Consider the following 26,026-nt stretch of genomic DNA (forward strand, 5'->3'; position numbering starts at 1 on the left):
TGTTCACTTTTTGTTCCAAGCATAGAGCGACTCCAAAGCACTCCGGAGTCAAGCCCGCATCCGCTCTCGCTTGCCTGCAGGCGCCTCGCTGCTGTCATATCAGGGCAAACCGGATCGCCTATCAGCCCCGCAGCCGCCCATCCTGCGGCCTCGCCTGGAGAACGCCATGAGTTCGGGACTGTTCGCCCTTCTCGACGACGTCGCAGCCCTGGCCAAGGTCGCCGCGGCTGCGCTCGACGACGCCGCGGCGCAAGCGACCAAGGCCGGCGCCAAGGCGGCCGGCATCGTCATCGACGACGCGGCAGTGACGCCGCGCTATGCCGTCGGCTTCGCGGCGGAGCGCGAATTGCCGATCATTGGGAAGATCGCGCTCGGCTCGCTAAAGAACAAGCTGCTCTTCCTCTTGCCGGCGGCGCTGGTGCTCAGCCTCGTCGCGCCCTGGGCGATCACGCCGCTGCTGATGGCAGGCGGGGCCTATCTCTGCTTCGAGGGCTTCGAGAAGGTCTACGAACTCATCATGCCACATGCGCATCATGACGAGGCGGCCGGCGAGGGCGGCACCGACATCCTCGACGCCAAGGAACTCGAGGAGCAGAAGATCGCCGGCGCGATCAAGACCGACTTCATCCTCTCGGCCGAGATCATGGCGATCACGCTCGCCGGTGTCACCGCCTCCTCCTTCTGGATGCAGGCGCTGGTGCTGGCCGTGGTCGGGCTCGGCATGACCGTGCTGGTCTATGGCGTCGTCGCCTTGATCGTGAAGGCCGACGATGCCGGCGTCGCCCTGTCGCGCAGCGGCATCCTGCCGGTCCGGCTCATCGGCCGCGGCCTCGTCACCGGCATGCCGCCCTTCCTCAAGGTGCTCAGCGCGGTCGGCACGGCGGCGATGCTCTGGGTCGGTGGCGGCATCATCATCCACGGCCTCGCCGGCTACGGGCTCGCCGGGATCGAGCATGGCATCCACGGCGTCGCCGTCGCGGTCGGGCAAGTCTGGCCGGCGCTTACCGGCGCGCTCGAATGGCTGACGACCGCAGCCGCCTCGGCAGTGTTCGGGCTCGGCGTCGGCGGGCTCTGCCTCGTCGGCATGCACTTCATCGTCGAGCCGGTGCTGAAGGCCCGGCGCGGCAGTGAAGTGAAGCCGACAGCCCTGCCGGAAAAGCAGGGCCACTAGGCAGCAACGGAACACACCGCGGCCCGAAATCTGCTAGAGCCGGCAACCGGTCCGGCTTGCGGGCCGCGGTGCCCTCATGCTGCAATTCCTCGCCACCAGCACGCCCTTCTTCGCGGTGATCGCACTCGGCGCCTTCACCGCCTGGCGCGGGCTGTTCACGGCGGACGCGGTGAGGGTGTTCAACACCTTCGCCTTTATGGTGGCGACACCGGCGATGGTGCTGCGGGTGATGTCGCGCCAGCCGATCGCGGAGTTGTGGAACGGCATCTTCTTCGCGGCGCTGGCGCTGATCGGGGTCGCGGTGCTCGCCCTCGCCATCGCGCTGCAGCGGCGCCTGCTCGGCCTGCCCTTCCCCAATGCCGTGTCGCGGGGCCAAGCGCTGGTCGGCGGCAATTTCGCCTTCCTCGGCATCCCGCTGATGCTCGCCTTCCTCGGCGACAGCGCCGCGGCGCCGATCGCGATCGGCCTGATCTGCGACACCGCCCTGATCGTGCCGCTCTCGATCGGGCTGATCGAGGCCGGACGCGGCCAGGGCTCGCCGTTTTCAATCGCGCTCAAGCTCGTGCGCGGCACGATCGTCAACCCGTTCATGCTCTCGATCATGGCCGGCATCGCCCTGTCGCTGAGCGGGGTTGCGCTACCCGAGCCGGTCGACCGTTTCCTGCTCTTCCTCGGTGCATCGGCGGCGCCGGTCGGCGTCTTCGCGCTCGGCATCGCCGCCTTCCAGTGGAGCCGCGAGGGCAAGCTGCCTCTGCGCGGCGTCCTGCCGCTCGTCGTTGGCAAGCTTGTCCTGCATCCCCTGCTGACCTGGGTGGTGCTGGCGCTGGTCCTGAAGTTCGATCCGTTCTGGGTCCAGGCCGGCGTGCTCTATGCGGCGCTGCCGATCGCGGCCAATGTCTTTGTCATCTCCGAACGTTTCGACACCGGCAGCCGCCCGCTCGCGGCTGCGATCGTGATCTCGACCGCCGCAGCCGCACTCACCTTCCCGCTAGCGATCTGGCTGATCTCGCCCTGAGCCGCCATCATACGGGTCCAAAACCGCCCGTCCGGAGACGTTCATGCCCAGCCAGCTCTTCCAGCCCTTCGATCTCGACGGCCTTCATCTGACGAACCGGGTCGTGATCGCGCCGATGTGCCAGTATTCGGCAGAGGACGGCTCGGCCACGGACTGGCACCTGATCCATCTCGGGAACCTCGCTCTGTCGGGTGCCGGGCTCCTGATCATCGAGGCGACCGCGGTCGAGGCGGACGGCCGGATCAGCCCGGACGATCTCGGCCTGTGGAGCGATGCGAACGAGGCGGCGCTGGCGCGCGTGCTCGATGCGGTCCGTCGCCATTCCGACATGCCGATCGGCATCCAGCTCGGTCATGCCGGTCGCAAGGCCTCGGTCCACTCCCCCTGGACCGGCGGCGGCCAGCGCCCGCTCGACGATCGTGGCTGGCAGACGCTGGCTCCCTCGGCGCTGCAGATGCAGGCCACGGACCGGCCGCCGCTGCCGATCGACGCCGCCGGGCTGAAGCGGATCCGCGAGGCCTTCGTCGCGACGGCGCGCCGGGCGGTGCGGCTCGGCCTGCAGGCGATCGAGCTGCATTGTGCCCATGGCTACCTGCTGCACCAGTTCCTGTCGCCGCTGGCGAACCAGCGCGACGATGCCTATGGCGGCTCGCTCGAGAACCGCATGCGCTTTCCGCTCGAGGTTTTCGACGCGGTGCGCGAGGCGGTTCCGGCTGCAATCCCGGTCGGCGTGCGTGTCTCCGGCACCGACTGGGTCGAAGGCGGCTGGGACATCGCGCAGACCGTCGCCTTCTGCGAGGCGTTGAAGGCGCGCGGCGTCAGCTTCGTCCATGTCTCCAGCGGCGGGGTCTCGGCCGCGCAGAAGATCGCGCTTTCGCCGGGTTATCAGGTGCCGCTAGCCCGGGCGGTGAAGGCGGCAACCGGCGTGCCGACCATCGCCGTCGGCCTGATCACAGATTACGAGCATGCCGAAGCGGTGGTCGCCGGTGGCGATGCCGACATGGTCGCGCTCGCCCGCGGCATCCTCTACGAGCCGCGCTGGCCATGGCATGCCGCCGCCCATCTCGGCGCCAGCATCAAGGCGCCGAAGCAGTATCTGCGCTCGCAGCCGAGCCGCTATCGCAACCTGTTCGAAAGCTGAGCCTGGGCGATCTCAGTCGCCCGGCTGCGCCCCGTCATAGCCGCCGATGATGACGAGATCGACCGCGCCAACCTTGGCGAGATGCTGCACGGCCGCCTGGTATTCCGGCGATTCGTAGCAGGCGCGCGCCGTCTCGATATCCTTGAACTCGATGACGACGTTGTGCTTGCGGCCCTCGCCGCGGGCGAGCTTGTACTCGCCGCCGCGCACCAGGAACTTGCCGCCGTATTTGGCAAAGGCGATGGCATTGAGCGAGCGGTAGGTCGCGTATTCCGACTCGTTCTGCACGTCGAGGCGAGCGATCCAGTAGCCTTTCGCCATGGTCACACGCCCTCGACCGCGACGAGGTCGATCTCGCCGGCGCCCTCGCGCAGCTTGCGCGCCTCGGCATATTCGGCCGAGAGCAGATAAGCCTTCGCCGTGGCGTAGTCGGGGAATTCGAGGATGACGTTGCGGGCCCGGCCCTCGCCCTCGCCGACCGTCATCTGGCCGCCGCGAACCAGCGGCGTGCCGCCATACTGCTTGATCGCCTCGGAGGCCTTTGCGGCATAAACCGCCCATTGCGTCGCATTGGTCACCTTGGCGCGACCGATCACATATCCCTTGGGCATTGCCGTATCCGTATCCGGAGGAAAGGAGCGGCAGACTAAGCGGCGCCCGCAATCTCGTCCATGACCGCGGCGGCCGCTGCACGCGGGTCAGCCGCGCGGATGATGGGACGCCCGACGACGAGATGATCCGCCCCGGCGCGGATCGCCTCGGCCGGGGTCAGCGTGCGCTTCTGGTCGCCGACAGCGCTTCCGGCCGGGCGGATGCCGGGGGTGACAATGGCCATGTCGGGGCCGATCACCCCGCGCACGATCTCGGTCTCGGCAGCCGAGCAGACGATGCCGTCGACGCCGGCGGTGCGGGCCTGCTGGGCACGCATGCGCACGAGATCGCGCACCGCAAGGCCGTAGCCTGCGTCCTTCAGGTCGCCATCGTCATAGGAGGTCAGCGCGGTGACGGCGAGCAGCTTCAACGCCGCATCGCCGCGCCCCTCGACCGCGCCGCGCATGGTCTGCGGATAGGCATGCACGGTGAGGAAGGTGACGCCGAGCTTGGTCAGCGATTCCACGCCCTCGGTGACGGTGTTGCCGATGTCGTGCAGCTTGAGGTCGAGGAAGACCTTCTTGCCCTCGGTCACGAGCTGGCGGGCGAGGTCGAGCCCGCCGGCGAAGGCAAGCCGATAACCGATCTTGTAGAAGCTCGCTCCGTCGCCCAGCGTGGAGACGATGTGGTAGGCATCCCAGACCGTCGGCACATCGAGCGCGACGATCATGCGGTCCCGGAGATCATTGATCTTCTGCGTCATCGCCCTGCCCTCCACCTGCTACGGGGTGAAAGGCACGATTCGAGTGGCGGCGCAAGGATTTCTCATTTTTGAGACAGGTCTTTTTTTCGATCGAACGGCAAAGGCGCGCCGCGGAATGCGTCACTCATCCTCGACACTAGGCTTCGCCGTCAGCACCTGCGCAAAAACCTGAGTCCAGACCTCCGGCGGCTGGGCACCGGAGACCGCGAGCTTGCCGTCGACGATGAAGAAGGGCACGCCGGTGACGCCGACCTTCTGGGCATGCGCTTCGAGCCCGATCACGGTCTCGCGCAGCTCGTCATTGGACAACTCGTCGCGCGCCGCCTGCTCGTCGAAGCCCTGCTCGCCGGCGATCGCGACCAGCGTCTCGATATCGCCGATATCGCGCCCGTCCTGCCAATAGGCCTTGAACAGCGCCGCGGTCATCTCGCTGCCGCGCTGCACGGTCGCGGCGGCGGCGACGAGCATATGCGCCATGCGGGTGTTGACGCTCTTCGTCACCTTCGCCCAGTTGAAGGTAACGCCGCTCTCCAGCGCCGCCTCGGACAGACGGAGTTCGATCTCGCGGCGCTTGCCGGGGCCGAACTTGGCGTCGAGATAGGCGGTGCGGTCCATGCCGTCGGCCGGCATCTCCGGATTCAGCTCATAAGGTAGCCAGGTGACGGCGACGCGCTCGGTGAGATTGTGGTTGGCGAGCGCGGTCTCCAGCCGGGTCTTGCCGATGAAGCACCAGGGGCAAGCGATGTCGGAGACGATCGCGAGCGGCATCTTGTCGGGCGCTGTAGGATTCAACATGGCTCAGTCCTTCGCGGATCGCCGCGACAAGGGCGTCTTCAGACCGGCGGATAGGCATGGAGGTCGCCATGGCGATCCTCCGCGAAGCCTTGCGCGCCGGGCGTCTCGCAGCCCGAAAGGAAGGCGGGCCCGACCGGGATCTTGCCGGCCCCACCGGGGATATCGAGGATATAGGTCGGCTGACACAGGCCGGAAAGGTTGCCGCGCAGGCTTTTGACGAGGGCCTGTCCTTCCGCCAGCGACAGCCGGAAATGGCTGGTGCCCGGCGCGAGATCGGGATGGTGCAGGTAATACGGCTTGACCCGGTTCTCGACAAAGGCGCGCATCAATGCCGAGAGCGTCCCGATATCGGCGTTGACGCCCTTGAGCAGCACGCTCTGGCTGACGAGGACGTGACCGGCGTCGACGAGGCGTGCCAGCGCAGCCTTCGCGGCCTCGGTGAACTCGCGCGGATGGTTGGCGTGGACGGCGATGTAGCTCGCCTTGCCGGGGATGCGCAGCGCGCGGGCGTAGTCCTCGGTGATGCGCTCTGGCTGGACCATCGGCACGCGCGTATGCCAGCGCGCCACCTTGATGTGGGGGATCGTGGCAAGGCGCCTCGCGACCTCGCGCACCCGCCGGGCGGAGAGGATCAGCGGGTCGCCGCCGGTCATGATCACCTCCCAGATCTCCGGGTGGGAGGCGAGATAGGCGAGCGCAGCGTCGAGTTTTTCACCCGTCAACGCATCGCCGCCGGGGCCGACCATCTCGCGGCGGAAGCAGAAGCGGCAATAGACCGGGCAGGCATGGACCAGCTTGAGCAAAGCCCGGTCCGGATAGCGGTGGACGACGCCTTCGACCGGCGAATGCGCCTCGTCGCCGATCGGATCGGCCAGTTCCTCCGGCAGCGTTTCGAGCTCGGCCGGAGCGGGAATGAACTGACGGGCGATCGGGTCGGCTTCGTCGGACGGGTCGATCAGCGCCGCGATCGCCGGCGTCACCGAGACGGCATAGCGCTTCGCAACCTCGGCCAGCGCCTCTCGCTTTGCGGGCGCGACGAGGCCGCGCTCGACGAGGGCGTCGACCGTCCTGAGCGGCTGGCCGGGCAGCTGGTGGATCGTCATCACCCTCCCCTGCCCGGTTCCGCGACCGGCGTCCAGAGCACATCCTCGATCCGGCGCGCGCCCGTGCAGAGCATGACCAGCCGGTCGAAGCCGAGGGCGATGCCCGAAGCCTGCGGCATCGCTGCGAGCGCGGCGAGGAAATCCTCGTCGATCGGATAGCGCTCGCCATAGATGCACTGCTTCTCGTCCATATCAGCCTCGAAGCGCCGGCGTTGCTCGTCCGGATCGGTCAATTCGCCGAAGGCATTGGCGAGCTCGACACCGCAGGCATAGAGCTCGAAGCGCTCGGCCACACGCGGATCGCCGGGCTTCGGCCGTGCCAGCGCCGCCTCGGAGATCGGGTATTCGCACAGGATGGTGGCGCGGCCGCGACCGAGCTCAGGCTCGATCTTCTCGGAGAGGATGCGGCTGAAGATGTCGGACCAGCTGTCGTCATCGGCGAGGCGGATGCCGGCGGCTTGCGCCTGAGCTGCCAACGCTGTGCGATCGGTCGCGCCGTCATCGGCGAGCGTCGCCATCAAATCGATGCCGGCATGACGGGCAAAGGCCTCATGCAGTGTAAGCCGCTCCGGTTCGGCGAAGGGATCGACCTCGCTGTTACGCCAGCGCAAGGTCGTGACGCCGGCTGCGCGTGCAGCCTCGGCCAGCAGCGCGGAGCAATCCCGCATCAGCGCCTCGTAGCCTTCCCCGGCGCGATACCATTCCAGCATGGTGAACTCAGGATGGTGCAGCGCCGTGCGCTCGCGATTGCGGAAGACGCGGGCGAAATCGAAGAGGCGCGGCTCGCCGGCGGCCAGCAGCTTCTTGGCGGCGAACTCCGGCGAGGTATGGAGGTAATAGGGATGGCCAGCGCCGGCATCGTCGATCAGCATGGTCGAAAAGCCGTGCAGATGCGTCTCGTTGCCGGGCGAGACTTGCAGGATCGCGGCTTCGACCTCGATGAAATCGCGCGCCTCGAACCAGCGCCGCAGCGCCGCTTTGATCCGCCCCCGCGCCAGAAGCGCAGGGCGCCGGTCGGCATGGATATCCGGCCGCCAGAAGGGCGGGTGGGTCTGGCTCATCACATCTCTCTATAGCGAAAGCCGCGCAAACCGGCCTGCGCGCTTCCGTTTGCGCCCCGAATGCGGTAGTGGCGCGGCACAGGAATTCGCATAGCGCGCGGACAGCGCCCGCGCCAGCCAAGGAAAATCCACGTGGTCAAGGTCATCGCCTCCTCCGTCCGCAAGGGCAACGTCCTCGAGCTCGACGGGCATCTCTGCACGGTCATCTCGGCCGAGAGCTTCTTCCCGGGCAAGGGCACGCCGACGACGCAGATCGACATGCGCCGCATCTCCGACGGCGTGAAGATGACCCAGCGCTACAAGACGACGGAGCAGGTCGAGCGCGCCTATGTCGAGGATCGCGACTTCACCTATCTCTACCAGGACGGCGAGCAGTACGTCTTCATGAACCCCGAGACCTACGACCAGATTCCGGTCGATGGCGACGTGGTCGGCGACATGGCGCCCTATCTCCAGGAAGGCATGAAGGTTTCGCTCTCGGTGTTCGAGGACCGGGCCGTCGCGATCGAGCTGCCGCAGCGCGTCACGGTCGAGGTCGCAGAGACCGAGCCGGTGACCAAGGGCCAGACAGCCTCCTCCTCCTACAAGCCGGCGATCCTAACCAATGGCGTGCGCACCGCTGTGCCGCCACATATCGGCGCCGGCACCCGGATCGTGGTGATGACCGCCGACGGCTCCTATGTCGAGCGCGCCAAGGATTGATCCCCGCTGACATCGGCGGAGAAGCCCTATATCGATGATTGCAGCGGGCCCTTTCCGGGCCCGTTTTCGTTGGTGAGGACTCCTCGATGCCGCTTTCCGCCTATGACGCCGTCTTCCCCGGGTTCATCCAGACCCTGAAGGCGCTCGACGCCATCCTCGACAAGGCGGTGACGGAGGCGTCCGAGCGCAAGATCCAGGCGGAGGTGCTCCTGTCGAGCCGGCTCGCCCCGGACATGCTGTCCTTCACCCGGCAGATCCAGCTGATGTCGGATTTTGCCAAGAACGCGGCCGCTCGCGTGAGCGGAGCCGAGAATCCGCGCTTCCCCGACGAGGAGAAGAGCTTCGACGAGCTGAAAGCGCGGATCGCGAAAACCCTCGACTTCATCGCCTCGGTCGACAAGGCGGCGCTCGACGCCGGGCTCGACAAGGACGTCACCTTCCCGCGTGGCCCCTCGGCGACCGTGACGATGAAGGGCGTCGACTACCTCACGCGCTTTGCCGTGCCGAACTTCTATTTCCACGCCACGACGGCCTACGACATCCTGCGTGAGAACGGCTTCCAGGTCGGCAAGCAGGATTTCTTGAAGGGCGTGTTCGACGCCTGAGATCAGACGTCACGCCCTTCACAGATAGGGCGACCAGAGCCAGAGCATCCGGTCGAGCAGCCGCAAGGGGAAGGGCCGTGAGTGCAGCCCCTTCAGCGTGACCGGTCGCGCTTTGGCGATCGTCGCATCGATACGCTGCTCGATACCAACAGCGAAACCTTCGTCGAGCACTTCGAGGTCGATCTCGAAGTTCAGCCTGAGCGAGCGTGCGTCGAGATTGGACGAGCCGACATAGGCCCAGGTTCCGTCGATCGCGAGCAGCTTGGAGTGATCGAAGGAGCCGGTGGCGCGCCAGACCCGGCAGCCATCCTTCAGCACCTGGTCGAACTGCGCCCGCATGGCGCGGTCGACCAGAACGAGATTGTTGACGTCGGGCACGACGATGTCGATGGCGACGCCGCGCCGCGCCGCGGTGACCAGCGCACTGATCAATTCGCGATCCGGCAGGAAATAGGGCGACATGATCCGGATCGAGGTCCGCGCCACCGAGAAGGCGCCGATCAGCAGCTTGTGGTTGGTTTCGAGGCTGGCGTCGGGGCCGGAGGCGACCGCACGCATCAGCACAGTCGGCCCCTGCGCAGCGGCTTGCGGCGTGACCGCCCAGGCATCACCGGCGAGTTCCTCGCCCGAGGCGAAGCGCCAATCCTCGGCCGCGACACCGAACAGATCCTCGACGACCGGCCCCTCGATGCGGAAATGCGTATCGTGCGCGGCCGCGTCACCAGCGAATTCGGAGGTGAAGCCCTGGCGGATGTTCATGCCGCCGGCGAAGGCGATCCGCCCGTCGACAATCAGCAGCTTGCGGTGGGTGCGCAGGTTCGCATAGGGCAATCTCAGGCCCATGATGATGTTGCCGTTGAAGACCTCGGTCGGCACGCCGCTCTTTTGCAGATGGCCGACGATGCTCGGCACCGAATAGCGCGCGCCGACGGCGTCGATCAGCACACGCACTTCAACGCCGCGTAAGACGGCCGCGATCAGCGCATCGGCGATGCGCAGGCCAAGCGGATCGCGATCGAAGATGTAGGTCTCCAGGATGATCGAGCGCTCAGCTGCCGCAATCCCCGCAATCATCGCGGCATAGGCCTCATCGCCGGTCCGCAGTACCGCGATGGCATTGCCGGTCTTGAGATGGCGACGCGTCGCCTTGTCGCCCAGAGTCTTCAGCGCGGCGAAGCGGCGCCCGACATCGCCGGCGATCTCGGCATCCGAGACCTCGAATGTCTGTGCGAGCGGAGCGTTGCCAAGCTTCGGCTTGCGTTGCGAGACGATCGAGGCGCGGCGGATGCGGTTGATGCCGCCGACCGCATAGATCAGCGGCCCGATGATCGGCGAGAGGACGATGACGCCGACCCAGCCGATGGCGGCGCGCACCTCGTCCTTGGTCATCGCGGCATGGCTGGCCGCGACCACGGTCAGCGCCAGCGAGACGACGCCGAGGATATGCGGCCAATAGGCGGAGAGAATCTCCCACATGACCGCGACTATCGCATGGGCCGCGAAACCGGCAACGCGGTCAGGCGCCTAAGGACATGGCCCGACTTTCATGGAACCGCCCCTTGCAATGACAGGATCATCTTCCCATATCGGGAGCACGGTGATGTCGAGGGCGTTCCACCGCCCTCCGTTCCGTTGAAGACGGCCATGAACCCGAAGGCAGCGACGCCGGATGTACGCGCGCCCTTCCGGACATGGCCGTTAGCGTTTCTAGAGTCCTTTGATCTCGTCATGCTAGGGCTTGACCCGAGCATCTCAGGCCGGAGAGGACTCCTATCCGCCCTCCCGTCACGAGATTCTCGGGTCTGCGCTTCGCTCCGCCCGAGAATGACGGCCAGCCCTTTTATCCCTGCAGGAACGGATTGGTCTGACGCTCCTCGCCGAGCGTGCTGGCGGGACCATGGCCGGGCAGGAACTGGACATCGTCGCCGAGCGGCAGCAACTTGCCCTTGATCCCGCCGATCAGGTCCTTGTGGTTGCCATAGGGGAAATCGGTGCGGCCGACCGAACCGGCGAAGATCGTGTCGCCGGCGAGCAGGAAGCGCAGATCCTTCTCGAACAAGGTGACGTGGCCGGGCGTGTGCCCCGGGACGTGCTGCACGGAAAAGCTGACATCGCCGACCGAGACGCTGTCGCCTTCGGCGAGCCAGCGTGTCGGTGCAACCGCCTGCACGCCGCGCATCTCGAACATCAGCCCCTGCTGCGGCAGCGCGTCGAGCAGGAACTTGTCGGCCTCGTGCGGTCCGATGATCGGCAGGTTCAGCACGCCCGCAAGTTCGGTCGCGCCGCCGGCATGATCGATATGCCCATGGGTCAGCCAGATCGCGACCGGGGTTACGCCAAGCTCCTTCAGCGCGCCGCGAATGCGCTCGACATCGCCACCGGGATCGACGACCGCCGCCTCCTTGGTGCGCGTGCACCAGACGATCGAGCAGTTCTGCTGGAAAGGCGTCACCGGCACGACGGCGATGCCGAGCGGAGAGGTCGTATCGCTAGTCATCCATCATCCCGTGGCTGCTCACATCAGAAACCCAGCGGTGCAACACGGCAGGGCGGCGGCGCGACAGCCATACTCCAAATGTCGCCTTGCCCAAACCCGTTCGCCACGCTGCGTTTCGAGGATGAGGGGATTGCGGCATTCACATCCATGAGGTGAATCGGGATGCACGATGGGGGAGCGCACCCGGCCCCGCATCGGGCAGTTTAGCAAAATCAGCTAAGTTTCCGACTTACAGATGGGGCAGGCTGTTCTAGATGGCCAGCGATCGAACAGAACAGGATTATCGTGCCCGCGTGGCTCGCGCGGTCGCGGCCATCATCGCGAATCCGATGGCTGATCTGCATCTCGATGATCTGGCACGCCTCGCGCATTTCTCTCCTTTCCATTTTCACCGCGTCTATGCCGGCGTGGTCGGCGAGACCGTGACTGCCACGCTCCGTCGCGTCCGGCTGGCTCTCGCGACACGCCTTCTGACCGGTTCCGATGAAAGCATCACGCAAATCGCACTGACTGTCGGCTATGACAGCCCGCAAGCCTTCACCCGCGCCTTTCACCAGTTTACCGGGCAGTCGCCGCGTGCATTCCGGCAGCAGATGAGGCGCACGATCCTCACTGTCGACGGGGCGGTCGACAATGATGGCGACGATGCAGCCACGCCGACTGTCGAGATCGTCGAACGACCGGCGCAGCGGTTACATGCGCTGCGGCATACGGGATCGTTCGCGACCATTCCTCACACGCATCGGCAGCTGCGTCTGCGCGCCGGCACGCGCGCCATATCGGAGAAATGGGGCGCTTCCTTCGGCAATCCCCAATACGCCGACCGCTTCAGGTACTACGCCGCCGTCGCCTCGCCCGATCCTTGGCCAGAAGACTCCGACGTCGAAACGCTGGAGATTCCCGGCGGCCACTATGCCGTGCAGCGGCTGGTGGGTCCGTACACCCGTATCAACGCCGCCGCGCAGGCTCTCTACACAAGATGGATGCCGGGCAGCGGCTACGAGCCGGATGATCGGCCCACGCTGGAACACTATCTCGATACGTCGTCGCGCGGCATAGCGCCCGCCGCCCTGCGCACCGACCTGCTCATCCCTATCCGCAGCGCGAGCAAGCCATGAATCTCCACCGTCTCTTGTCCGGCCTAGCGTTTTGCCTTGTTGCCTCCTTGGCGCAGGCAGCCGGATTCAAGTCCGTCGACATCCCCGTCGATGGAGCACTCCAGCCGCTCAAGGGAGCGGTCTGGTATCCATGCACTCAGCCAAAAAGCGAGATACGGCTCGGGCCTTTTGCCATGTCCGTCAGCATGAATTGCCCGCTCGCGGGCGAGAAGCGCCCGCTCATTGTGGTCTCGCACGGCAGGACCGGGAGCTTCCTCGGACACCGGGACACGGCCGAGGTTCTGGCCGATGCCGGCTTCATCGTGGTCGCGATCAATCACCCTGGCGATACCAGCCTGGACCAGAGCCGGACGCGCGAGTTTTCGGTCTTCGTCGAGCGGCCGGCCGACATCAAGCGCGCAATCGACTACATGCTCGGCTCATGGCCCGATGCGGCAAGGATCGATGCCGGGCGCGTCGGGTTCTTCGGCTTCTCGCGGGGCGGCTATACCGGACTCGTCGCCATCGGCGCCAATCCATATTTTGGCAAGCGCCTCAGGCTTTGTGAAGACAAGAGCGACCCGCTCTGCGAGCAGGTCCGCCTGGGAGAGCTTCCGGAACTCAGCCATGATCCGCGCATCAGGGCGGCGGTCATCGCCGACCCGCTCAGCGTCTTCTTTACGCAGGAGAGCTTCAAGAACGTGCGGGTGCCGGTTCAGCTCTGGGGTTCCGAACGCGGCGGCGACGGCGTCACTCCGGCCAGTGTCGTTGGCATAGCCGGCCTGCTGCCGACGAAGCCCGATTTTCACGTCGTGCCCGGCTCCCAGCATTTTTCCTTCCTGCCGCCCTGCCCGGCCGAGTTGGCCCAGTCGGCTGGCGAGCTCTGCAGCGATCAGCCCGGCTTCGACCGGGCCGCATTCCACGCCGATTTCAACGCCCGCGTGCTCGCCTTCTTCAAGGCGCAGCTCGGCCAGCCGCCCGAGATCAGGTAGTCAGCGGCGCCCGCAGCGATTGGCGAGCAGCACGCGGTAGTCGGCCAGCGACTGATCCATCTGGCCGACATTCTCCTCGCGCTCTCGCCCGCTCTGACAGGTAGCGAAGACGGAGCGTGCTTTCTGCAGGAAGCCGACATGGTCGCGCCAGGCGGCGCATTGCGTCGGCTGATCGGCAGCGGCGACCTGCTGCATGCGATATTGCCGCTGGCGCATCGCCGCCTCGTTCTGGAACAGGTCGCGCGTGCACGTCGCCGGAACGGGACGAGGCTGTGCCAGCGCCAAGGTCGGCAACAGGGTCAGCAGAGCAGCGACGGCAGCACGAACGATCATCCGAGGTTCAGCTCCTTGAAGAAGTCGTTGCCCTTGTCGTCGATGACGATGAAGGCCGGGAAATCCTCGACCTCGATGCGCCAGACCGCCTCCATGCCGAGTTCGGGATATTCGAGCACCTCGACCTTGCGGATGCAGTCCTGGGCGAGACGCGCCGCCGGGCCGCCGATCGAGCCGAGATAGAAGCCGCCATGGGCCTTGCAGGCTTCGCGGACCTGGGCGGAGCGATTGCCCTTGGCCAGCATCACCATCGAACCGCCGAAGGACTGGAACTGGTCGACGAAGGAATCCATGCGGCCGGCCGTAGTCGGGCCGAAGGAGCCGGAGGCGAAGCCCTCCGGCGTCTTGGCCGGGCCAGCATAATAGACCGGGTGGTTCTTCAGATAGTCCGGCATGCCCTGGCCGTTCTCCAGCCGCTCCCGGATCTTGGCATGGGCCGAGTCGCGCGCGACGATGATCGTCCCGGTCAGCGAGAGCCGGGTCTTGACCGGGTATTGCGTCAATGTCGCGAGAATCTCGCTCATCGGCCGGTTGAGATCGACCTTGACGACGGCGCCGCCAAGGTTCGCCTCGTCGATCTCGGGCAGATATTTCGACGGATCGGTCTCGAGCGCCTCGAGGAAGATGCCGTCCCTGGTGATCTTGCCCTTGGCCTGGCGGTCGGCCGAGCAGGAGACGCCGAGCCCGATCGGCAGCGAGGCGCCGTGGCGCGGCAGGCGGATGACACGGACGTCATGGCAGAAATACTTGCCACCGAACTGCGCGCCGACGCCAAGCGCCTGCGTCAGCTTGTGGACCTCCTCCTCCATCTCGAGGTCGCGGAAGGCGTGACCAGAGGGTGAGCCCTCTGTCGGCAACGCGTCGAGATATTTGGTCGAGGCAAGCTTGACGGTCTTGAGGTTCTGCTCGGCCGAGGTGCCACCGATGACGATGGCGAGATGGTAGGGCGGGCAGGCGGCGGTGCCGAGCGTCAGGATCTTCTCCTTCAGGAACGCCATCATGCGATCCCTGGTCAGGAGCGAGGGCGTCGCCTGGAAGAGGAAGGTCTTGTTGGCCGAGCCGCCGCCCTTGGCGACGAAGAGGAATTTGTAGGCGTCCTCACCCTCGGCATAGATATCGATCTGCGCCGGCAGGTTGGTCGCGGTGTTCTTCTCCTCGAACATGGAGAGCGGCGCCACCTGCGAATAGCGCAGATTGCGCTTGAGATAGGCGTCGTAGACGCCCTCGCCGAGCGCCGACTCGTCGTCACCGTCGGTCCAGACCTTGCGGCCCTTCTTGCCCATGATGATCGCGGTGCCGGTGTCCTGGCACATCGGCAGCACGCCGCCAGCGGCAATCCCTGCGTTCTTGAGCAGGTCGTAGGCGACGAAGCGGTCGTTCGAGGTCGCCTCGGGGTCGTCGAGGATTTTTGCGAGCTGGGCGAGATGGCCCGGGCGCAGCAGGTGATTGATGTCGATGAAAGCCTGCTCGGAGAGCCGCTTGATCGCTTCCCGGGAGACGCTCAGGACCTCGCGCCCGCCGACCGTTTCGACGCTGACTCCGTCGTTGCCGAGCGAACGATAGGGCGTCTTGTCCTCGCCAAGAGGGAAGAGATCGACATGGGTATAGGCCATCGGCGGGGCTCCGGCGGTTCACTGGCGCCGTGTGCGGCACCTCAAAACTTCGGCCGCGTCATAGCCGCTCGAGGCGAGGCCTCCAAGCCTAGACTGTCATCATTCAAAGGAAGGGCCGCTTCGGGCGGCCCGTCTTCAGGCCGCCTTGGCTGCCGTTTCCGCCAGGATGGCGTAGATCGCGGCCGGGTCATGGGCATGACGCACCTGCTCCAGAACCGCCTGGTTGCGCAGCACGCGGGCGACGCGGGCCAGCGCCTTGAGGTGGTCGGCCCCCGCCCCTTCCGGAGCGATCAGCACGAAGACGATGTCGACCGGCTGACCGTCGAGCGCCTCGAAGTCGATCGCCTTCTCGGCACGGGCGAACAGGCCGACGAGCCGATCGATGCCGGCCATGCGGCCGTGCGGAATCGCGATGCCGTCGCCGATGCCGGTCGAGCCGAGGCGCTCGCGCTGGAGCAGGGCTTCGAACAATTCACGCTCGGGAAGTCCGGTGAGCAGGGCGGCGTGCTGCGCCAGTTCCTGCAGAGCCTGCTTCTTGGAGTTGGCGCGTAACGGCGAAATCACCGCATCGGGCCGGAGAAGATCGGTCAGCGTCATAGGCCAATCCATGCATGTCCCGTGCCGGAATGCAGGCACCACCGGCATCCTGGCCGGCACCCGAACTCCGTCAGCGGCGGGACTTCAAGAAAGAGAAGCCGGCGGATCGATCCAGCCGATATTGCCGTCGCGGCGGCGGTATACGACGTTCATGCGGCCATTGCCAGCATGGCGGAAGATAACCACAGGCGCGCCGGTCAGATCGAGCTCGGCGACCGCATCGCCAACCGTCATCTGATGCAGGGATTTGGTCGACTCCGCCACGATCACGGGGTTCTCGCCAGCGTGATCAGCCTCGTGCTCCTCGATGTCCTCATCGGGAGCGGCGATCACATAGCTGGGGATTTCGAGAGCGGGCTCGCGCCCATTGGCGGCCGCAGCGCGATCCTTCAGCCGGCGCTTGTAGCGTCGCAGGCGCTTTTCGATGCGCTCGGCCATCTTGTCGAGGCTGGCATACGGGTCATGTGCCGTGGCCGAGGCTTCGAGCGTGATGCCGGAAGAGAGATGCAGGACGCCATCGGTCTTGAAGGCGGTACCGTCCTTGCCGACGGTGACGTGGCCCTGGTAGCCACCCTCGTAGTACTTACCCAATGCTGCGGCGACCCTGGTCTCGGCTTGGCCGCGCAGGGCCTCGCCGACATCGAGATTCTTGCCGGAGATTCGCAAGCTCATGGAGTGCTTCCCCTTCTTGTCGCCATGGTCAGTAGCCGACCATCCTGAGGAGGTAAGGACGGGCCCCCGAGGTTGTCAATGCATCGGCGGGGGGAGCTGCACAGACGACATGACGGAAGACGGGCGACTTGCGGTAGCCGCCGCGGCGTGATGCCGCCCACGCCGGGCGGCAGCGAGCTCCCGGAGGCTCAGCGCCCGGCGAACGCCATCGCCGCTTTTTCGCGACGTCGTTCCATCGAGGACGGAATGCGCAGCGATTCCCGATACTTCGCTACGGTGCGGCGGGCGATGTCGATGCCGCTATCCTTCAGCTTGGCGACGATCGCATCATCCGAGAGCACATCCCTTGGCGCTTCCTCGTCGATCATCTGCTTGATGCGGTGGCGCACGGCCTCGGCCGAATGCGCCTCGCCATAGCCGGTTGCGGCAATCGCGGCGGAAAAGAAGTACTTCATCTCGAAGACACCACGCGAGCAGGCGAGGTATTTGTTCGAGGTGACGCGCGAGACGGTCGATTCATGCATGCCGATCGCATCGGCGACCGTCTTCAGATTGAGCGGGCGCAAATGCTCGACACCATGGGCGAAGAAGCCGTCCTGCTGGCGCACGATCTCGCTGGCGACCTTGAGGATGGTACGGGCGCGCTGCTCGAGCGAGCGGGTCAGCCAGTTCGCCGTCTGCAGGCATTCGGCGATGAAGGCCTTGTCCGCATCGCTGCGTGCTACCTTCGAGACACGAGCGTGATAGGTCTGGTTCACCAGCACCCGCGGCAGCGTGTCGGGGTTGAGATCGACCAGCCAGGAGCCGTCCGGCGCGGCACGGATGAAGACGTCCGGCACCACAGTCTCCGCCGCCGAGCCGCCAAAGGCGCGTCCGGGCTTGGGATCGAGCCGCCTGATCTCGGCGACCATGTCGGCGATGTCCTCGTCGTCGACGCCGCAAATCCGCTTGAGGGCGGCGTAGTCGCGCTTGGCGACCAGCGGCAGGTTGGCGATGAGGGCCTGCATGGCCGGATCGTAGCGGTTGCGGTCACGCAGCTGGATCGCCAGGCATTCGCTGACGTCGCGGGCAGCGACGCCACTCGGGTCGAAGCCTTGGACGACAGTGAGCACTGCCTCGACCCTGACAAGATCGACGCCGAGGCGCTCGGCGATATCGGGCAGCGGCTCCGTCAGGTAACCGGAATCGTCGACGCCATCGATAATGTGGCTGCCGATCAGCCGCTCCGCCGGCGCGGTGATCGCGAGATCGAGCTGGGCGCTGAGATGATCGTGCAGCGAGAGCTCGCTGGTCAGGCCATTTTCGAAGCCCTCCGGCCCCTCCTCGAAGGAGCCGCCAGAGCCGCCATAACTCCCGCCGATGATCGGCAGGCTGTCGGCCCCTTGCGTCTCGAGCCGCGCCGCCTGCGGTTGCTCGTTCTGGAAGACGTTGTCGAGCCCGGTGCCAAGCCTGCCTTCCATGCCTTCCTGGGTGTTGAGGCTCTCGGCGCGAGCGTAGGTTTCTGCGTCGGCTGTATGCGGGCTTTCACCCGCGCCATTCAGCAAGCCCGGCTCCGGAGCCTCGTCGCTGCGTTCGAGCAGCGGATTGCGCTCGAGTTCGCCCTCGACGAAGCTCTGCAGTTCAAGATGGGAGAGCTGGAGCAGCTTGATCGCCTGCAGCAATTGCGGCGTCATCACCAAGGACTGGCCCTGGCGCAGCTCCATGCGTGGCATCATCGCCATCGCGACCCTGACTCCTCAGCCTGCGGCAATTCGGCACGGTTCTTGCCTGTCAGCCAGACTAGCCGGAGGCCGCGGCGGCGTCAAAGCTCTTCGGGGGCTTTCGCCCCGGGAAGTTAATGCGCTGCAACATCGGCAGGCAGAGCGCCCACCGATTCCGCTCAGAGCCGGAAGTCCTCGCCGAGATAGACGCGGCGGACATCGGCATTGGCGATGATCTCGGCCGGCGAGCCTTCGGTCAGCACACGACCCGAATGGATGATGTAGGCGCGGTCGACGAGGCCCAGAGTCTCGCGGACATTGTGGTCGGTGATCAGCACGCCGATGCCGCGATCGGTCAATTGCCGCACCAGCTCCTGGATGTCGCCGACCGCGATCGGGTCGATACCGGCGAAGGGCTCGTCGAGCAGGATGAACGAGGGGCGGCCGGCGAGCGCGCGGGCGATCTCGCAGCGCCGCCGCTCGCCGCCCGAGAGCGCGATCGAGGGCGCCTTGCGCAGGCGGGCGATGTTGAACTCGTCGAGCAGCTTGTCGAGCTCGCGTTCGCGCTTTTTGCGGTTCGGCTCGACCACCTCCAGCACGGCGCGGATATTGTCCTCGACCGAGAGGCCGCGGAAGATCGAGGCCTCCTGCGGCAGGTAGCCGATGCCGAGCCGGGCGCGTTGGTACATCGGCAGGGTGGTGATGTCGTTCCCTTCGAGCGAGATCACGCCCATATCGGCGCTGACCAGGCCGGTGATCATGTAGAAGATCGTGGTCTTGCCGGCGCCGTTCGGCCCGAGCAGGCCGACCGCCTCGCCGTTGCGAACATAGAGCGAGGCCTCGCTCACGACGTTGCGGGCACCATAGGTCTTGCGCAGGCCGCTGACGGCCAGGATACCGCTGCCGCCGACAGCACTCGCGATGGGACCAGGCTGCACGTCCTCTTCAGGCGCCAGCTTGTCCTTGCCCTTGCCGAAGAGCCCGCCGAGCCTGGTGAACAGGCCAGAGCGCGCCGCCGGCGCCTTGGCCGGCCGCGTTACGCCGGGCTGCGCCTGCTGGCCAGCCGCCGGAGGAGGAGAAAGAGACACCGTCACAGGAAAAAGCGCGAGCTGCTGGCGTTCGACATGGGTCCGCTCTGGTATGCGAGGCGCGCCCAACTGGCAACGCCTTCCTGCGGCCGCCCCAGCCGCAAAGGAATTCAGTTGGTCGGTGCGGCCGCCGGTTTGGCTCCCGCCTTGTTGTCCTTGCCGGCCTCTCCCGAGTTCGGCACGAAGAAGCCCTGGACGCGGCCCTTCGAGGTCACGTTGGCGACGCCGGTCTGGGTATCGTAGACGAGCTGGTCGCCCCGCGTGATGTTCGGGCCATCGTTCAACGCGACATTGCCGGTCATGATCACTTTGTTGTTGGCGCGGTCGAAGACGGCGTTGTCCGAGGTCGCAGCCTGCGTCTTCGAGACGACGGTCACAGGACCAGCGCATTCGATACGCTTGATCGCGCCGTCATTGCCCTGACCCTGGCCCTGCGCGGCCGGCTGAGCCGGCTTCGGCGTGCCGCCCTGGCCACGGCCTTCGTAGAACACCGTCATTACCGAGCAGCGCACGGTGGTCTCGCCCTGCACGGCGACGACATTGCCGGAGAAGACCGCCTTGTTGTCCTTGTCGAGCACATCGAGCTTGTTCGCATCGATCTTGATCGGCTCCTTGCTGTCGCCGCCCATGCCGCCGAAGGGCGAGCCCGGCGCGCCGCCACGCGCCTTGGCAGGCTTGGCAGCCGGCTGCTGAGCGAATGTCGCCGTCGCGAGCGCTGGCGCGATCAGAACAGCGAGAGCAAGAACGAAGGGTTTCATCGGTGACCTGTGGTTGACCTGCATGGCTCGGTACGATGATCTCACGGCTTCGCAGTAGAACGAAGGGCTTCGAGGTTCGGCGTGCTGCCTTCGCGCTCCGGCCCCGCGAGGCTGCGCGCCGGTGCATTCTCGATCAGGACATGCACGCGGCCTTCGAAAGTGATCAGCGCTCCATTGTCCTTCACGTCGAGCGTGTCGGCGTCGACCGTGGTGGTGCCGAGATTGACCTTGACCGGCTCGCGCGAGTTGACCGTTCCGCCCTTGAAGTCGACATCGGCCGTTCGCATGCGGACATCATAGCCCGACTCGGTGCGGATCTTCACATCGTCGACCAGCTTCAGCTTTTCCTTCTGCTGATCGAAATGGCCGCTCTGGGCGTTGATGTTGATCCAGCCCTCGTTCTTCATCAGCACGCGGGCCGTCATCTTGACCAGCTCGATCTGCGTCGGATTGCGCACGTCCTGCAGCGCCGAATCGGCCGTGACCTCGTAGGGGCTATTGTCCTTGCGGTAGCCGGCGAGCTTCGGAGCCTCCATCACGACCTTGCCGCCCGACAGGCTGATTCCGCCCAGTGAGACATTGCCGACCTGACGCAACGGATTGAAGAAGGGGACGACGATCAGGCCGACCACCGCGACGACGGCTCCGACCGGGATCAGCCGCCGCAGCAAGCGCACGAGTGCAGAATGCCGGCGCGCCGCCTGGAAGGCACGCTGCCGGATCTGCGCCCGCATCGCTGCCGGGCTTCGTGTCTCAGGGGTCGTGATCGCCAAGGTCATGCCCGCCAATTGCCAGCCGCCAGCGGCTTTTTCATGTCGAACCGGCGCGTCCCAACAGGCGCGCGCGACCGGTTCGGCAGCCGCTCGGCGAATAGCTTAGTTCAGATAACTCAACTTTACGTATGTGCGAAGATGTCGACCTCGGGCCAGCCGGCGAGATCGAGCTCGGCGCGCGTCGGCAGGAAATCGAAGCAGGCCTTGGCGAGATGCCCGCGCCCCTCGCGCTCCAGCATCACGTCGAGCTTCGCTTTCAAGGCATGAAGATGCAGCACGTCGGCTGCGGCATAGCCGAGCTGCGCTTCGGTCAACGTCTCGGCGCCCCAATCCGAGGACTGCTGCTGCTTGGACAAGTCGACGCCGAGTAGCTCCCGGACCAGATCCTTCAGACCGTGCCGGTCGGTATAGGTGCGTACCAGCTTGGAGGCGATCTTGGTGCAGTAGACCGGCGCGGTGACGACCTCGAACGCCTTTTCCAGCGCAGCGATGTCGAAACGGGCGAAGTGAAAGAGCTTCAATACGCCGGGATCGGCAAGGACGCGGCAGAGATTGGCCGGCGCCGGCGCATCTTTCGGAATCTGCACGACATCGGCGGTGCCGTCGCCGCGCGAGAGCTGAACCACGCAGAGCCGGTCGCGCTGCGGGTTAAGCCCCAGGGTCTCGGTGTCGATCGCCAGGATCGGCCCAGGCTGGAACCCCTCCGGCAGATCGCCGCGATGCAGACGAATGGTCATGCCCAAAACCTCGCTCGGCAGCGCCGCGCGCCGCTCAATCAACCCGCCATCCGCCAGTCACGCCGAATGGCTTCCTCAGAATTCCGGAGAACGCTTCGCAGCTAGCGGCGCGCCCGGCCGCATTCAAGCTTTTTCTCTGGCAACACAACCGGTTCGGGCGCATTAACCTTTTATTAAGCATATGCTTCATTCGAGCGTGCGGGCATGCAAGGATGCGGAATCGGAGCCTGACGCATGTCCGCAATCCGCCTGTTCACCGATCTCGACGGCCGCATCGGCCTACGCCAGTTCTGGCTTGGCAGTATCGCGCTCGCACTCTGCCTGCTGGCGATCCAGTGGGGCGCACCGCGCCTGACTGACAGGCACAGTGCGGCGATGATTGTCGCCTTCGCCAACACCTTCGCCCTATTTCCCTGGGCTGCCTTAGCTGCCAAGCGCGCCACCGACCGCGGCGGCTCGTCGCTCTTCGGCATATTGCTGATCTGCGCCATCGTCCTGCCGCGGGAACTGCAACCGCTGCTCGGCTATGCCTGGGCGCCTTCGCTGGTCGCGATCTCGACGATGGCCTGGCTGGTCGCGCTGATCGATCTCGGCCTGATGCCGGGCATCAACCCAGATGCGACGCTTGCGGAGCAAGAAGGGGCTGCTAAACGGGCATCATGAGCCCGAACGCGCCCGCCCTCCTCGACTTCGATCCCGCCGACCCGATCGCCCTCACCCAGGCTCTGGTGCGCTGTCCTTCGGTGACGCCAGTAGAAGGCGGCGCGCTCGCGTTGCTCGGCGCCGTGCTGAGCGCCGAGGGCTTCAGCGTCGAGCGCCCGATCTTCTCCGAGCCCGGCATGCCGGACATCGAAAACCTCTATGCCCGCATCGGCAGCGAGGGACCGGTCCTCGTCATCGCCGGCCATACCGATGTCGTGCCACCCGGTGATCTCGCCGCCTGGACACGTGATCCCTTCGCCGCCGAGATCGTCGATGGCGTCCTCTATGGTCGCGGCGCCTGCGACATGAAGGGCGGGCTCGCGGCCATGGTCGCTGGCGCGATCCGCTATCGCCGCAAGAACCCGCAGGCGCCCGGCTCGATCTCCTTCCTCGTCACCGGCGACGAGGAAGGAGCGGCCGTCAACGGCACGGTCAAGCTGCTCGCCTGGGCCGATCAGCGCGGCGAGCGCTTCGACCATTGCCTGCTCGGCGAGCCGACCAATCCGGCTGCGATGAGCGACATGATCAAGATCGGCCGACGCGGCTCGCTGACCGGCAAGCTCACCATTCAGGGCGTGCAGGGCCATGTCGGCTATCCGCATCTGGCCCAGAACCCGATCCGCGGCATGGTTCGGCTGCTGGCGGCACTGGACGCGACGCCGCTCGACGCCGGCACCAAGCATTTCGACCCGAGCAATCTCGAGGTGACAACGCTCGATGTCGGCAATCCGGCGACGAACGTGATCCCGGCGCAGGCCAGGGCCGTCTTCAACATCCGCTTCAACGATCTGTGGACGCCGGAGACGCTGGCCGCCGAGATCGAGCGGCGGCTGCGCGAGGCGGCCGGCAATGCGGTGCGCTACGAGGTCAGCTTCGAGCCGACCAATGCGGTCGCCTTCCTGACCCAGCCGGGACCGTTCGTCGCCATGGTCGCGGATGCAGTCGAAGCCGAGACCGGCAAGCGCCCTGCCCTGTCGACGACCGGCGGCACCTCCGACGCCCGCTTCATCAAGAACTACTGCCCGGTGGTCGAATACGGTGTCGTCGGCCAGACCATGCACCAGATCGACGAGCGGGTCGCCACGGCCGATTTGATGACGCTGGAGCGGATCACGCATCGTTTACTGACGGATTATTTTGCCGCAGCGCGGCGCGCTTGACGGAACCGACCCTGATGCCCACAGTTTAGACGAAAGTCTAATACCGTGACGTCCGGAGGGTTGGGCCATGAGGCTTGCTGCCGACGATGTGACGCGATCGCTCGCCGCCTCCTGGCGCCTGCTGCGGGCCGACGCGAAGGCCTTGCCTGATCTCGATCTCAGCCGCGACGGCTTCTGGCGCTCCTATCTCGCGCTGGTGCTGGTCGTGCCATCGATGATCCCGGCACTGGCGGCCGAGCGCACGCTCGCCGGCCTCTCGAACAGCGGCGGGCTCTTCGACGCCCCCGGCCTCGTCGCCACCATCGTCACCGCCGAGATACTGGCGATCCTTGCAGTGCCGGCGCTGCTGGTCGGGCTCGTGCCGAACCTCACCCACAATCCGCGCTTCACCGGCTTCATCATCGCCTGGAACTGGGCCGGCATCCTCTCGGCGGCACTGATGGCGGTGCCGGCGACAGTCTTCGCGCTGGGCTGGTCGAATCCTGGCATCGCCGGCTTCCAGAGCCTCGCCTTCGCGGCGATCGTGCTGCGGCTGCGTTATTGCGTAGCGAGGGCCGCCTTTGGCGCCGAAAGCCGCGTCGCAGGGGCGATCGCCTGCGCCAGCCTGGTTGCCGATTATGCGGTGCTGAAGAGCTTCGGGCTGGCCGGATTCTGATCCGATCTCAGTAATCGACGCCGGCGAGGTAAAGCCCGGTCGGCGGCGCCAGCGCGGCGCATTGCGAGCGATCGCGCGCTACCAGCACCTTGCCGACCTTGTTCTCCGGCCAGCGCCCCATGCCGACCATCTTCAGGCAGCCGACCATGGAGCGGACCTGATGATGCAGGAAGGAACGGGCATGGACATAGGCGACGATCTCGGCCCCCTCGCGACGGCAGTCGAACCGGTCGAGCGTGCGCATCGGGCTGTTGGCCTGGCATTCGGCGGCACGGAAGGTGGTGAAGTCGTGATGGCCGAGCAGCGCCTTGGCGGCGCGGTCCATCGCCTCGTGGTCGAGCCTGACCGGGACATGCCAGACGCGGTTGGCATCGAGGGCAGGCTGCGCCCGACGGTCGAGGATGCGATAGATGTAATAACGGCGCAGCGCCGAGATGCGGGCATCGAACGTATCGGGCACCGCCTCGGCACTCAGCACCGCCACCGGCAGGCGCTTCAGCCTGGCATTGCTGGCGTCGCGCACGACATCGGTGCGCCACTCCTTGTCGAGATCGACATGGGCGACCTGATGGGTGGCGTGGACGCCGGCATCGGTGCGCCCGGCGCAATGCAGGCGCACGGCGTGGCCGCAGAAGGCCTCGATCGCTTCTTCGACACTCTGCTGTACCGACGGCCCGTTGAGCTGGCGCTGCCAGCCTGAGAAGGGCGTGCCGTCATATTCGATGACGAGCTTGTAACGCGGCATCGCTACAGCTTCGCGCCCGCCGAGAGTCGTGCCCCCCGCAGGAACTCCTGGGCGCTCATCGGCCCTTTGCCGGCGCGCTGGACCTGGAGCAGCTTCACCGCCCCGACCGCGCAGGCGACCGTGCCGTCATCGTCGAGCAGCGTGCCGGGCTCTGCCGCGCCGCCGGCGCGCGCGGTGCGCAGCAACTTCAAACGCTCCGGCCCCTTACCGAGATCGACCTCGACGAAGGCGCCCGGGAAAGGCGAGAGGCCGCGCACGACATCGTGGACCTGTTGCGCCGGCCGGTTCCAGCTCAGCTTGGCCTCGTCATTGCCGATCTTGCTGGCATAGGTGACGCCCTCTTCGGGCTGCGGCGTGAAGCGCAGGCCGCCGCGGCCGAGGGCCGGCAGCGCCCGGACCATCAGATCGGCGCCGAGCTCTGCAAGACGGTCGTGCATGTCGCCGGCCGTGGCGTTGCCGTCGATCGCCAGCGTCTCGACCATGGCGACGGGGCCGGTGTCGAGCCCCTCCTCCATCTTCATCACGCAGACGCCGGTCTCGGCATCGCCGGCCATGATGGCGCGCTGGATCGGCGCGGCGCCGCGCCAGCGCGGCAGCAGCGAAGCGTGCAGGTTGAGGCAGCCGAGCTCCGGCACCTCGAGGATCGCCTTGGGCAGGATCAGGCCATAGGCAACGACGACGGCGACATCGGCCTGGTGCGAGGCCATGATCTCGACGGCCTCAGCGGTCCTCAGCGTCTTCGGCGAGAACACCGGGATGCCGAAGCGCTCGGCCGTGACCTGAACCGGCGAGGGCCGCAGCTCCATCCCACGTCCGGCCGGCGCCGGGGCGCGGGTGTAGACGGAGACGACCTCGTGGCCCTGGCCGATGATCTCGGTCAAAGTGGGCACGGCGAAATCCGGCGTGCCCATGAAGATGACGCGCAAACTCATGCGATGACGCTGTCCATAGCTACCGGCC

Annotated in this window: 29 protein-coding genes; 10 read left to right on the top strand and 19 right to left on the bottom strand. The window is 66.2% G+C overall.

Annotation, left to right across the window (positions count from 1 at the left end):
* Positions 1–166: 166 nt before the first annotated feature.
* The 3 genes from BLM15_RS16410 (at position 167) to BLM15_RS16420 (ending at position 3,327) form a co-directional block, all read left to right on the top strand.
* Positions 167–1,171 carry a DUF808 domain-containing protein gene (locus BLM15_RS16410; protein WP_126113757.1) on the top strand — a complete coding sequence of 335 codons (1,005 nt, stop codon included), beginning with the start codon at positions 167–169 and terminating at the stop codon, positions 1,169–1,171.
* A 76-nt stretch (positions 1,172–1,247) separates the two neighbouring features.
* Entirely contained in the window at positions 1,248–2,186 is a 939-nt protein-coding gene (locus BLM15_RS16415) for an AEC family transporter (RefSeq protein WP_126113758.1), read from the top strand.
* Positions 2,187–2,229: 43 nt separating this feature from the next.
* Entirely contained in the window at positions 2,230–3,327 is a 1,098-nt protein-coding gene (locus tag BLM15_RS16420; protein ID WP_126113759.1) for an NADH:flavin oxidoreductase/NADH oxidase, read from the top strand.
* A gap of 12 nt (positions 3,328–3,339) precedes the next feature.
* On the opposite strand, the gene BLM15_RS16425 is transcribed toward BLM15_RS16420, so the two are convergent.
* From BLM15_RS16425 to epmA, 6 genes are all read right to left on the bottom strand, one after another.
* Complete coding sequence (locus BLM15_RS16425; RefSeq protein WP_110490220.1) at positions 3,340–3,648, bottom strand: DUF1330 domain-containing protein; 309 nt, start codon at positions 3,646–3,648, stop codon at positions 3,340–3,342.
* Positions 3,649–3,650: 2 nt separating this feature from the next.
* The gene (locus BLM15_RS16430) at positions 3,651–3,938 is read right to left on the bottom strand and encodes a DUF1330 domain-containing protein (protein WP_126113760.1); all 288 of its coding nucleotides are present in this window, start codon (positions 3,936–3,938) and stop codon (positions 3,651–3,653) included.
* A gap of 35 nt (positions 3,939–3,973) precedes the next feature.
* Complete coding sequence (gene pyrF, locus BLM15_RS16435; protein WP_126113761.1) at positions 3,974–4,681, bottom strand: orotidine-5'-phosphate decarboxylase; 708 nt, start codon at positions 4,679–4,681, stop codon at positions 3,974–3,976.
* Positions 4,682–4,801: 120 nt separating this feature from the next.
* On the bottom strand, positions 4,802–5,476 hold the full coding sequence (locus BLM15_RS16440) for a DsbA family oxidoreductase (protein WP_126113762.1): 675 nt from the start codon (positions 5,474–5,476) through the stop codon (positions 4,802–4,804).
* 38 nt (positions 5,477–5,514) lie between these two features.
* Complete coding sequence (locus tag BLM15_RS16445) at positions 5,515–6,579, bottom strand: lysine-2,3-aminomutase-like protein (RefSeq protein ID WP_126113763.1); 1,065 nt, start codon at positions 6,577–6,579, stop codon at positions 5,515–5,517.
* Positions 6,579–7,640, bottom strand: a complete 1,062-nt coding sequence (gene epmA / locus BLM15_RS16450) for an EF-P lysine aminoacylase EpmA (protein WP_126113764.1) — start codon at positions 7,638–7,640, stop codon at positions 6,579–6,581. Before epmA ends, BLM15_RS16445 begins: the two co-directional genes overlap by 1 nt.
* Positions 7,641–7,772: 132 nt before the next feature.
* Between epmA and efp the strand changes: the two genes are divergently transcribed.
* A complete protein-coding gene (gene efp, locus BLM15_RS16455) occupies positions 7,773–8,342 on the top strand; it encodes an elongation factor P (RefSeq protein ID WP_091833646.1) in 570 nt (189 codons plus the stop codon).
* Between the two features lie 86 nt (positions 8,343–8,428).
* The gene (locus BLM15_RS16460) at positions 8,429–8,947 is read left to right on the top strand and encodes a DUF1993 domain-containing protein (protein ID WP_126113765.1); all 519 of its coding nucleotides are present in this window, start codon (positions 8,429–8,431) and stop codon (positions 8,945–8,947) included.
* A gap of 18 nt (positions 8,948–8,965) precedes the next feature.
* Here BLM15_RS16460 and BLM15_RS16465 read toward each other — a convergent pair whose 3' ends face one another.
* Both BLM15_RS16465 and BLM15_RS16470 read right to left on the bottom strand, forming a co-directional pair.
* A complete protein-coding gene (locus tag BLM15_RS16465; RefSeq protein WP_126113766.1) occupies positions 8,966–10,423 on the bottom strand; it encodes a phospholipase D-like domain-containing protein in 1,458 nt (485 codons plus the stop codon).
* A 364-nt stretch (positions 10,424–10,787) separates the two neighbouring features.
* Positions 10,788–11,444, bottom strand: coding sequence for an MBL fold metallo-hydrolase (locus tag BLM15_RS16470; RefSeq protein ID WP_126113767.1), 657 nt, complete (start codon positions 11,442–11,444; stop codon positions 10,788–10,790).
* A 254-nt stretch (positions 11,445–11,698) separates the two neighbouring features.
* Between BLM15_RS16470 and BLM15_RS16475 the strand changes: the two genes are divergently transcribed.
* Together BLM15_RS16475 and BLM15_RS16480 are read left to right on the top strand one after the other, a co-directional pair.
* Positions 11,699–12,562, top strand: coding sequence for an AraC family transcriptional regulator (locus BLM15_RS16475; protein ID WP_126113768.1), 864 nt, complete (start codon positions 11,699–11,701; stop codon positions 12,560–12,562).
* A 173-nt stretch (positions 12,563–12,735) separates the two neighbouring features.
* Complete coding sequence (locus BLM15_RS16480; RefSeq protein WP_335904803.1) at positions 12,736–13,533, top strand: alpha/beta hydrolase family protein; 798 nt, start codon at positions 12,736–12,738, stop codon at positions 13,531–13,533.
* Here the strand turns inward: BLM15_RS16480 and BLM15_RS16485 are convergent, their stop codons facing one another.
* The 9 genes from BLM15_RS16485 to BLM15_RS16525 form a co-directional block, all read right to left on the bottom strand.
* Positions 13,534–13,866, bottom strand: a complete 333-nt coding sequence (locus tag BLM15_RS16485; protein ID WP_126113770.1) for a hypothetical protein — start codon at positions 13,864–13,866, stop codon at positions 13,534–13,536.
* Complete coding sequence (locus tag BLM15_RS16490; protein ID WP_126113771.1) at positions 13,863–15,479, bottom strand: fumarate hydratase; 1,617 nt, start codon at positions 15,477–15,479, stop codon at positions 13,863–13,865. The genes BLM15_RS16485 and BLM15_RS16490 overlap by 4 nt, the downstream gene beginning before the upstream one ends.
* A 135-nt stretch (positions 15,480–15,614) precedes the next feature.
* Positions 15,615–16,076: a PTS IIA-like nitrogen regulatory protein PtsN gene (gene ptsN, locus BLM15_RS16495; protein ID WP_126113772.1), complete on the bottom strand. Its 462-nt coding sequence runs from the start codon at positions 16,074–16,076 to the stop codon at positions 15,615–15,617.
* An 84-nt stretch (positions 16,077–16,160) separates the two neighbouring features.
* Positions 16,161–16,748, bottom strand: a complete 588-nt coding sequence (gene hpf / locus BLM15_RS16500) for a ribosome hibernation-promoting factor, HPF/YfiA family (protein WP_126113773.1) — start codon at positions 16,746–16,748, stop codon at positions 16,161–16,163.
* Between the two features lie 188 nt (positions 16,749–16,936).
* Positions 16,937–18,469 carry an RNA polymerase factor sigma-54 gene (gene rpoN, locus BLM15_RS16505; protein ID WP_126113774.1) on the bottom strand — a complete coding sequence of 511 codons (1,533 nt, stop codon included), beginning with the start codon at positions 18,467–18,469 and terminating at the stop codon, positions 16,937–16,939.
* Between the two features lie 158 nt (positions 18,470–18,627).
* Positions 18,628–19,449 (bottom strand): LPS export ABC transporter ATP-binding protein, encoded by an 822-nt coding sequence (gene lptB, locus BLM15_RS16510; RefSeq protein ID WP_126116217.1) that lies wholly within the window; start codon positions 19,447–19,449, stop codon positions 18,628–18,630.
* A gap of 197 nt (positions 19,450–19,646) precedes the next feature.
* Entirely contained in the window at positions 19,647–20,294 is a 648-nt protein-coding gene (locus BLM15_RS16515; protein WP_236846328.1) for an LptA/OstA family protein, read from the bottom strand.
* A 41-nt stretch (positions 20,295–20,335) separates the two neighbouring features.
* Entirely contained in the window at positions 20,336–21,073 is a 738-nt protein-coding gene (gene lptC, locus BLM15_RS16520; RefSeq protein WP_126113775.1) for an LPS export ABC transporter periplasmic protein LptC, read from the bottom strand.
* A 116-nt stretch (positions 21,074–21,189) separates the two neighbouring features.
* The gene (locus tag BLM15_RS16525) at positions 21,190–21,804 is read right to left on the bottom strand and encodes a ribonuclease D (protein ID WP_126113776.1); all 615 of its coding nucleotides are present in this window, start codon (positions 21,802–21,804) and stop codon (positions 21,190–21,192) included.
* Positions 21,805–22,038: 234 nt separating this feature from the next.
* On the opposite strand from BLM15_RS16525, the gene BLM15_RS16530 reads away from it, so the two are divergent.
* The 3 genes from BLM15_RS16530 (at position 22,039) to BLM15_RS16540 (ending at position 24,321) form a co-directional block, all read left to right on the top strand.
* Positions 22,039–22,467: a DUF805 domain-containing protein gene (locus tag BLM15_RS16530; protein ID WP_126113777.1), complete on the top strand. Its 429-nt coding sequence runs from the start codon at positions 22,039–22,041 to the stop codon at positions 22,465–22,467.
* Positions 22,464–23,666, top strand: coding sequence for a succinyl-diaminopimelate desuccinylase (gene dapE / locus BLM15_RS16535; RefSeq protein ID WP_126113778.1), 1,203 nt, complete (start codon positions 22,464–22,466; stop codon positions 23,664–23,666). The genes BLM15_RS16530 and dapE overlap by 4 nt, the downstream gene beginning before the upstream one ends.
* Positions 23,667–23,733: 67 nt before the next feature.
* Positions 23,734–24,321: a hypothetical protein gene (locus BLM15_RS16540; RefSeq protein ID WP_126113779.1), complete on the top strand. Its 588-nt coding sequence runs from the start codon at positions 23,734–23,736 to the stop codon at positions 24,319–24,321.
* Between the two features lie 7 nt (positions 24,322–24,328).
* On the opposite strand, the gene truA is transcribed toward BLM15_RS16540, so the two are convergent.
* Positions 24,329–25,066, bottom strand: a complete 738-nt coding sequence (truA, locus tag BLM15_RS16545) for a tRNA pseudouridine(38-40) synthase TruA (protein WP_126113780.1) — start codon at positions 25,064–25,066, stop codon at positions 24,329–24,331.
* 2 nt (positions 25,067–25,068) lie between these two features.
* Positions 25,069–25,998, bottom strand: coding sequence for a methionyl-tRNA formyltransferase (fmt, locus tag BLM15_RS16550; RefSeq protein WP_126113781.1), 930 nt, complete (start codon positions 25,996–25,998; stop codon positions 25,069–25,071).
* Positions 25,999–26,026 lie beyond the last annotated feature (28 nt).

Source organism: Bosea sp. Tri-49, assembly GCF_003952665.1.
Classification (GTDB): domain Bacteria; phylum Pseudomonadota; class Alphaproteobacteria; order Rhizobiales; family Beijerinckiaceae; genus Allobosea.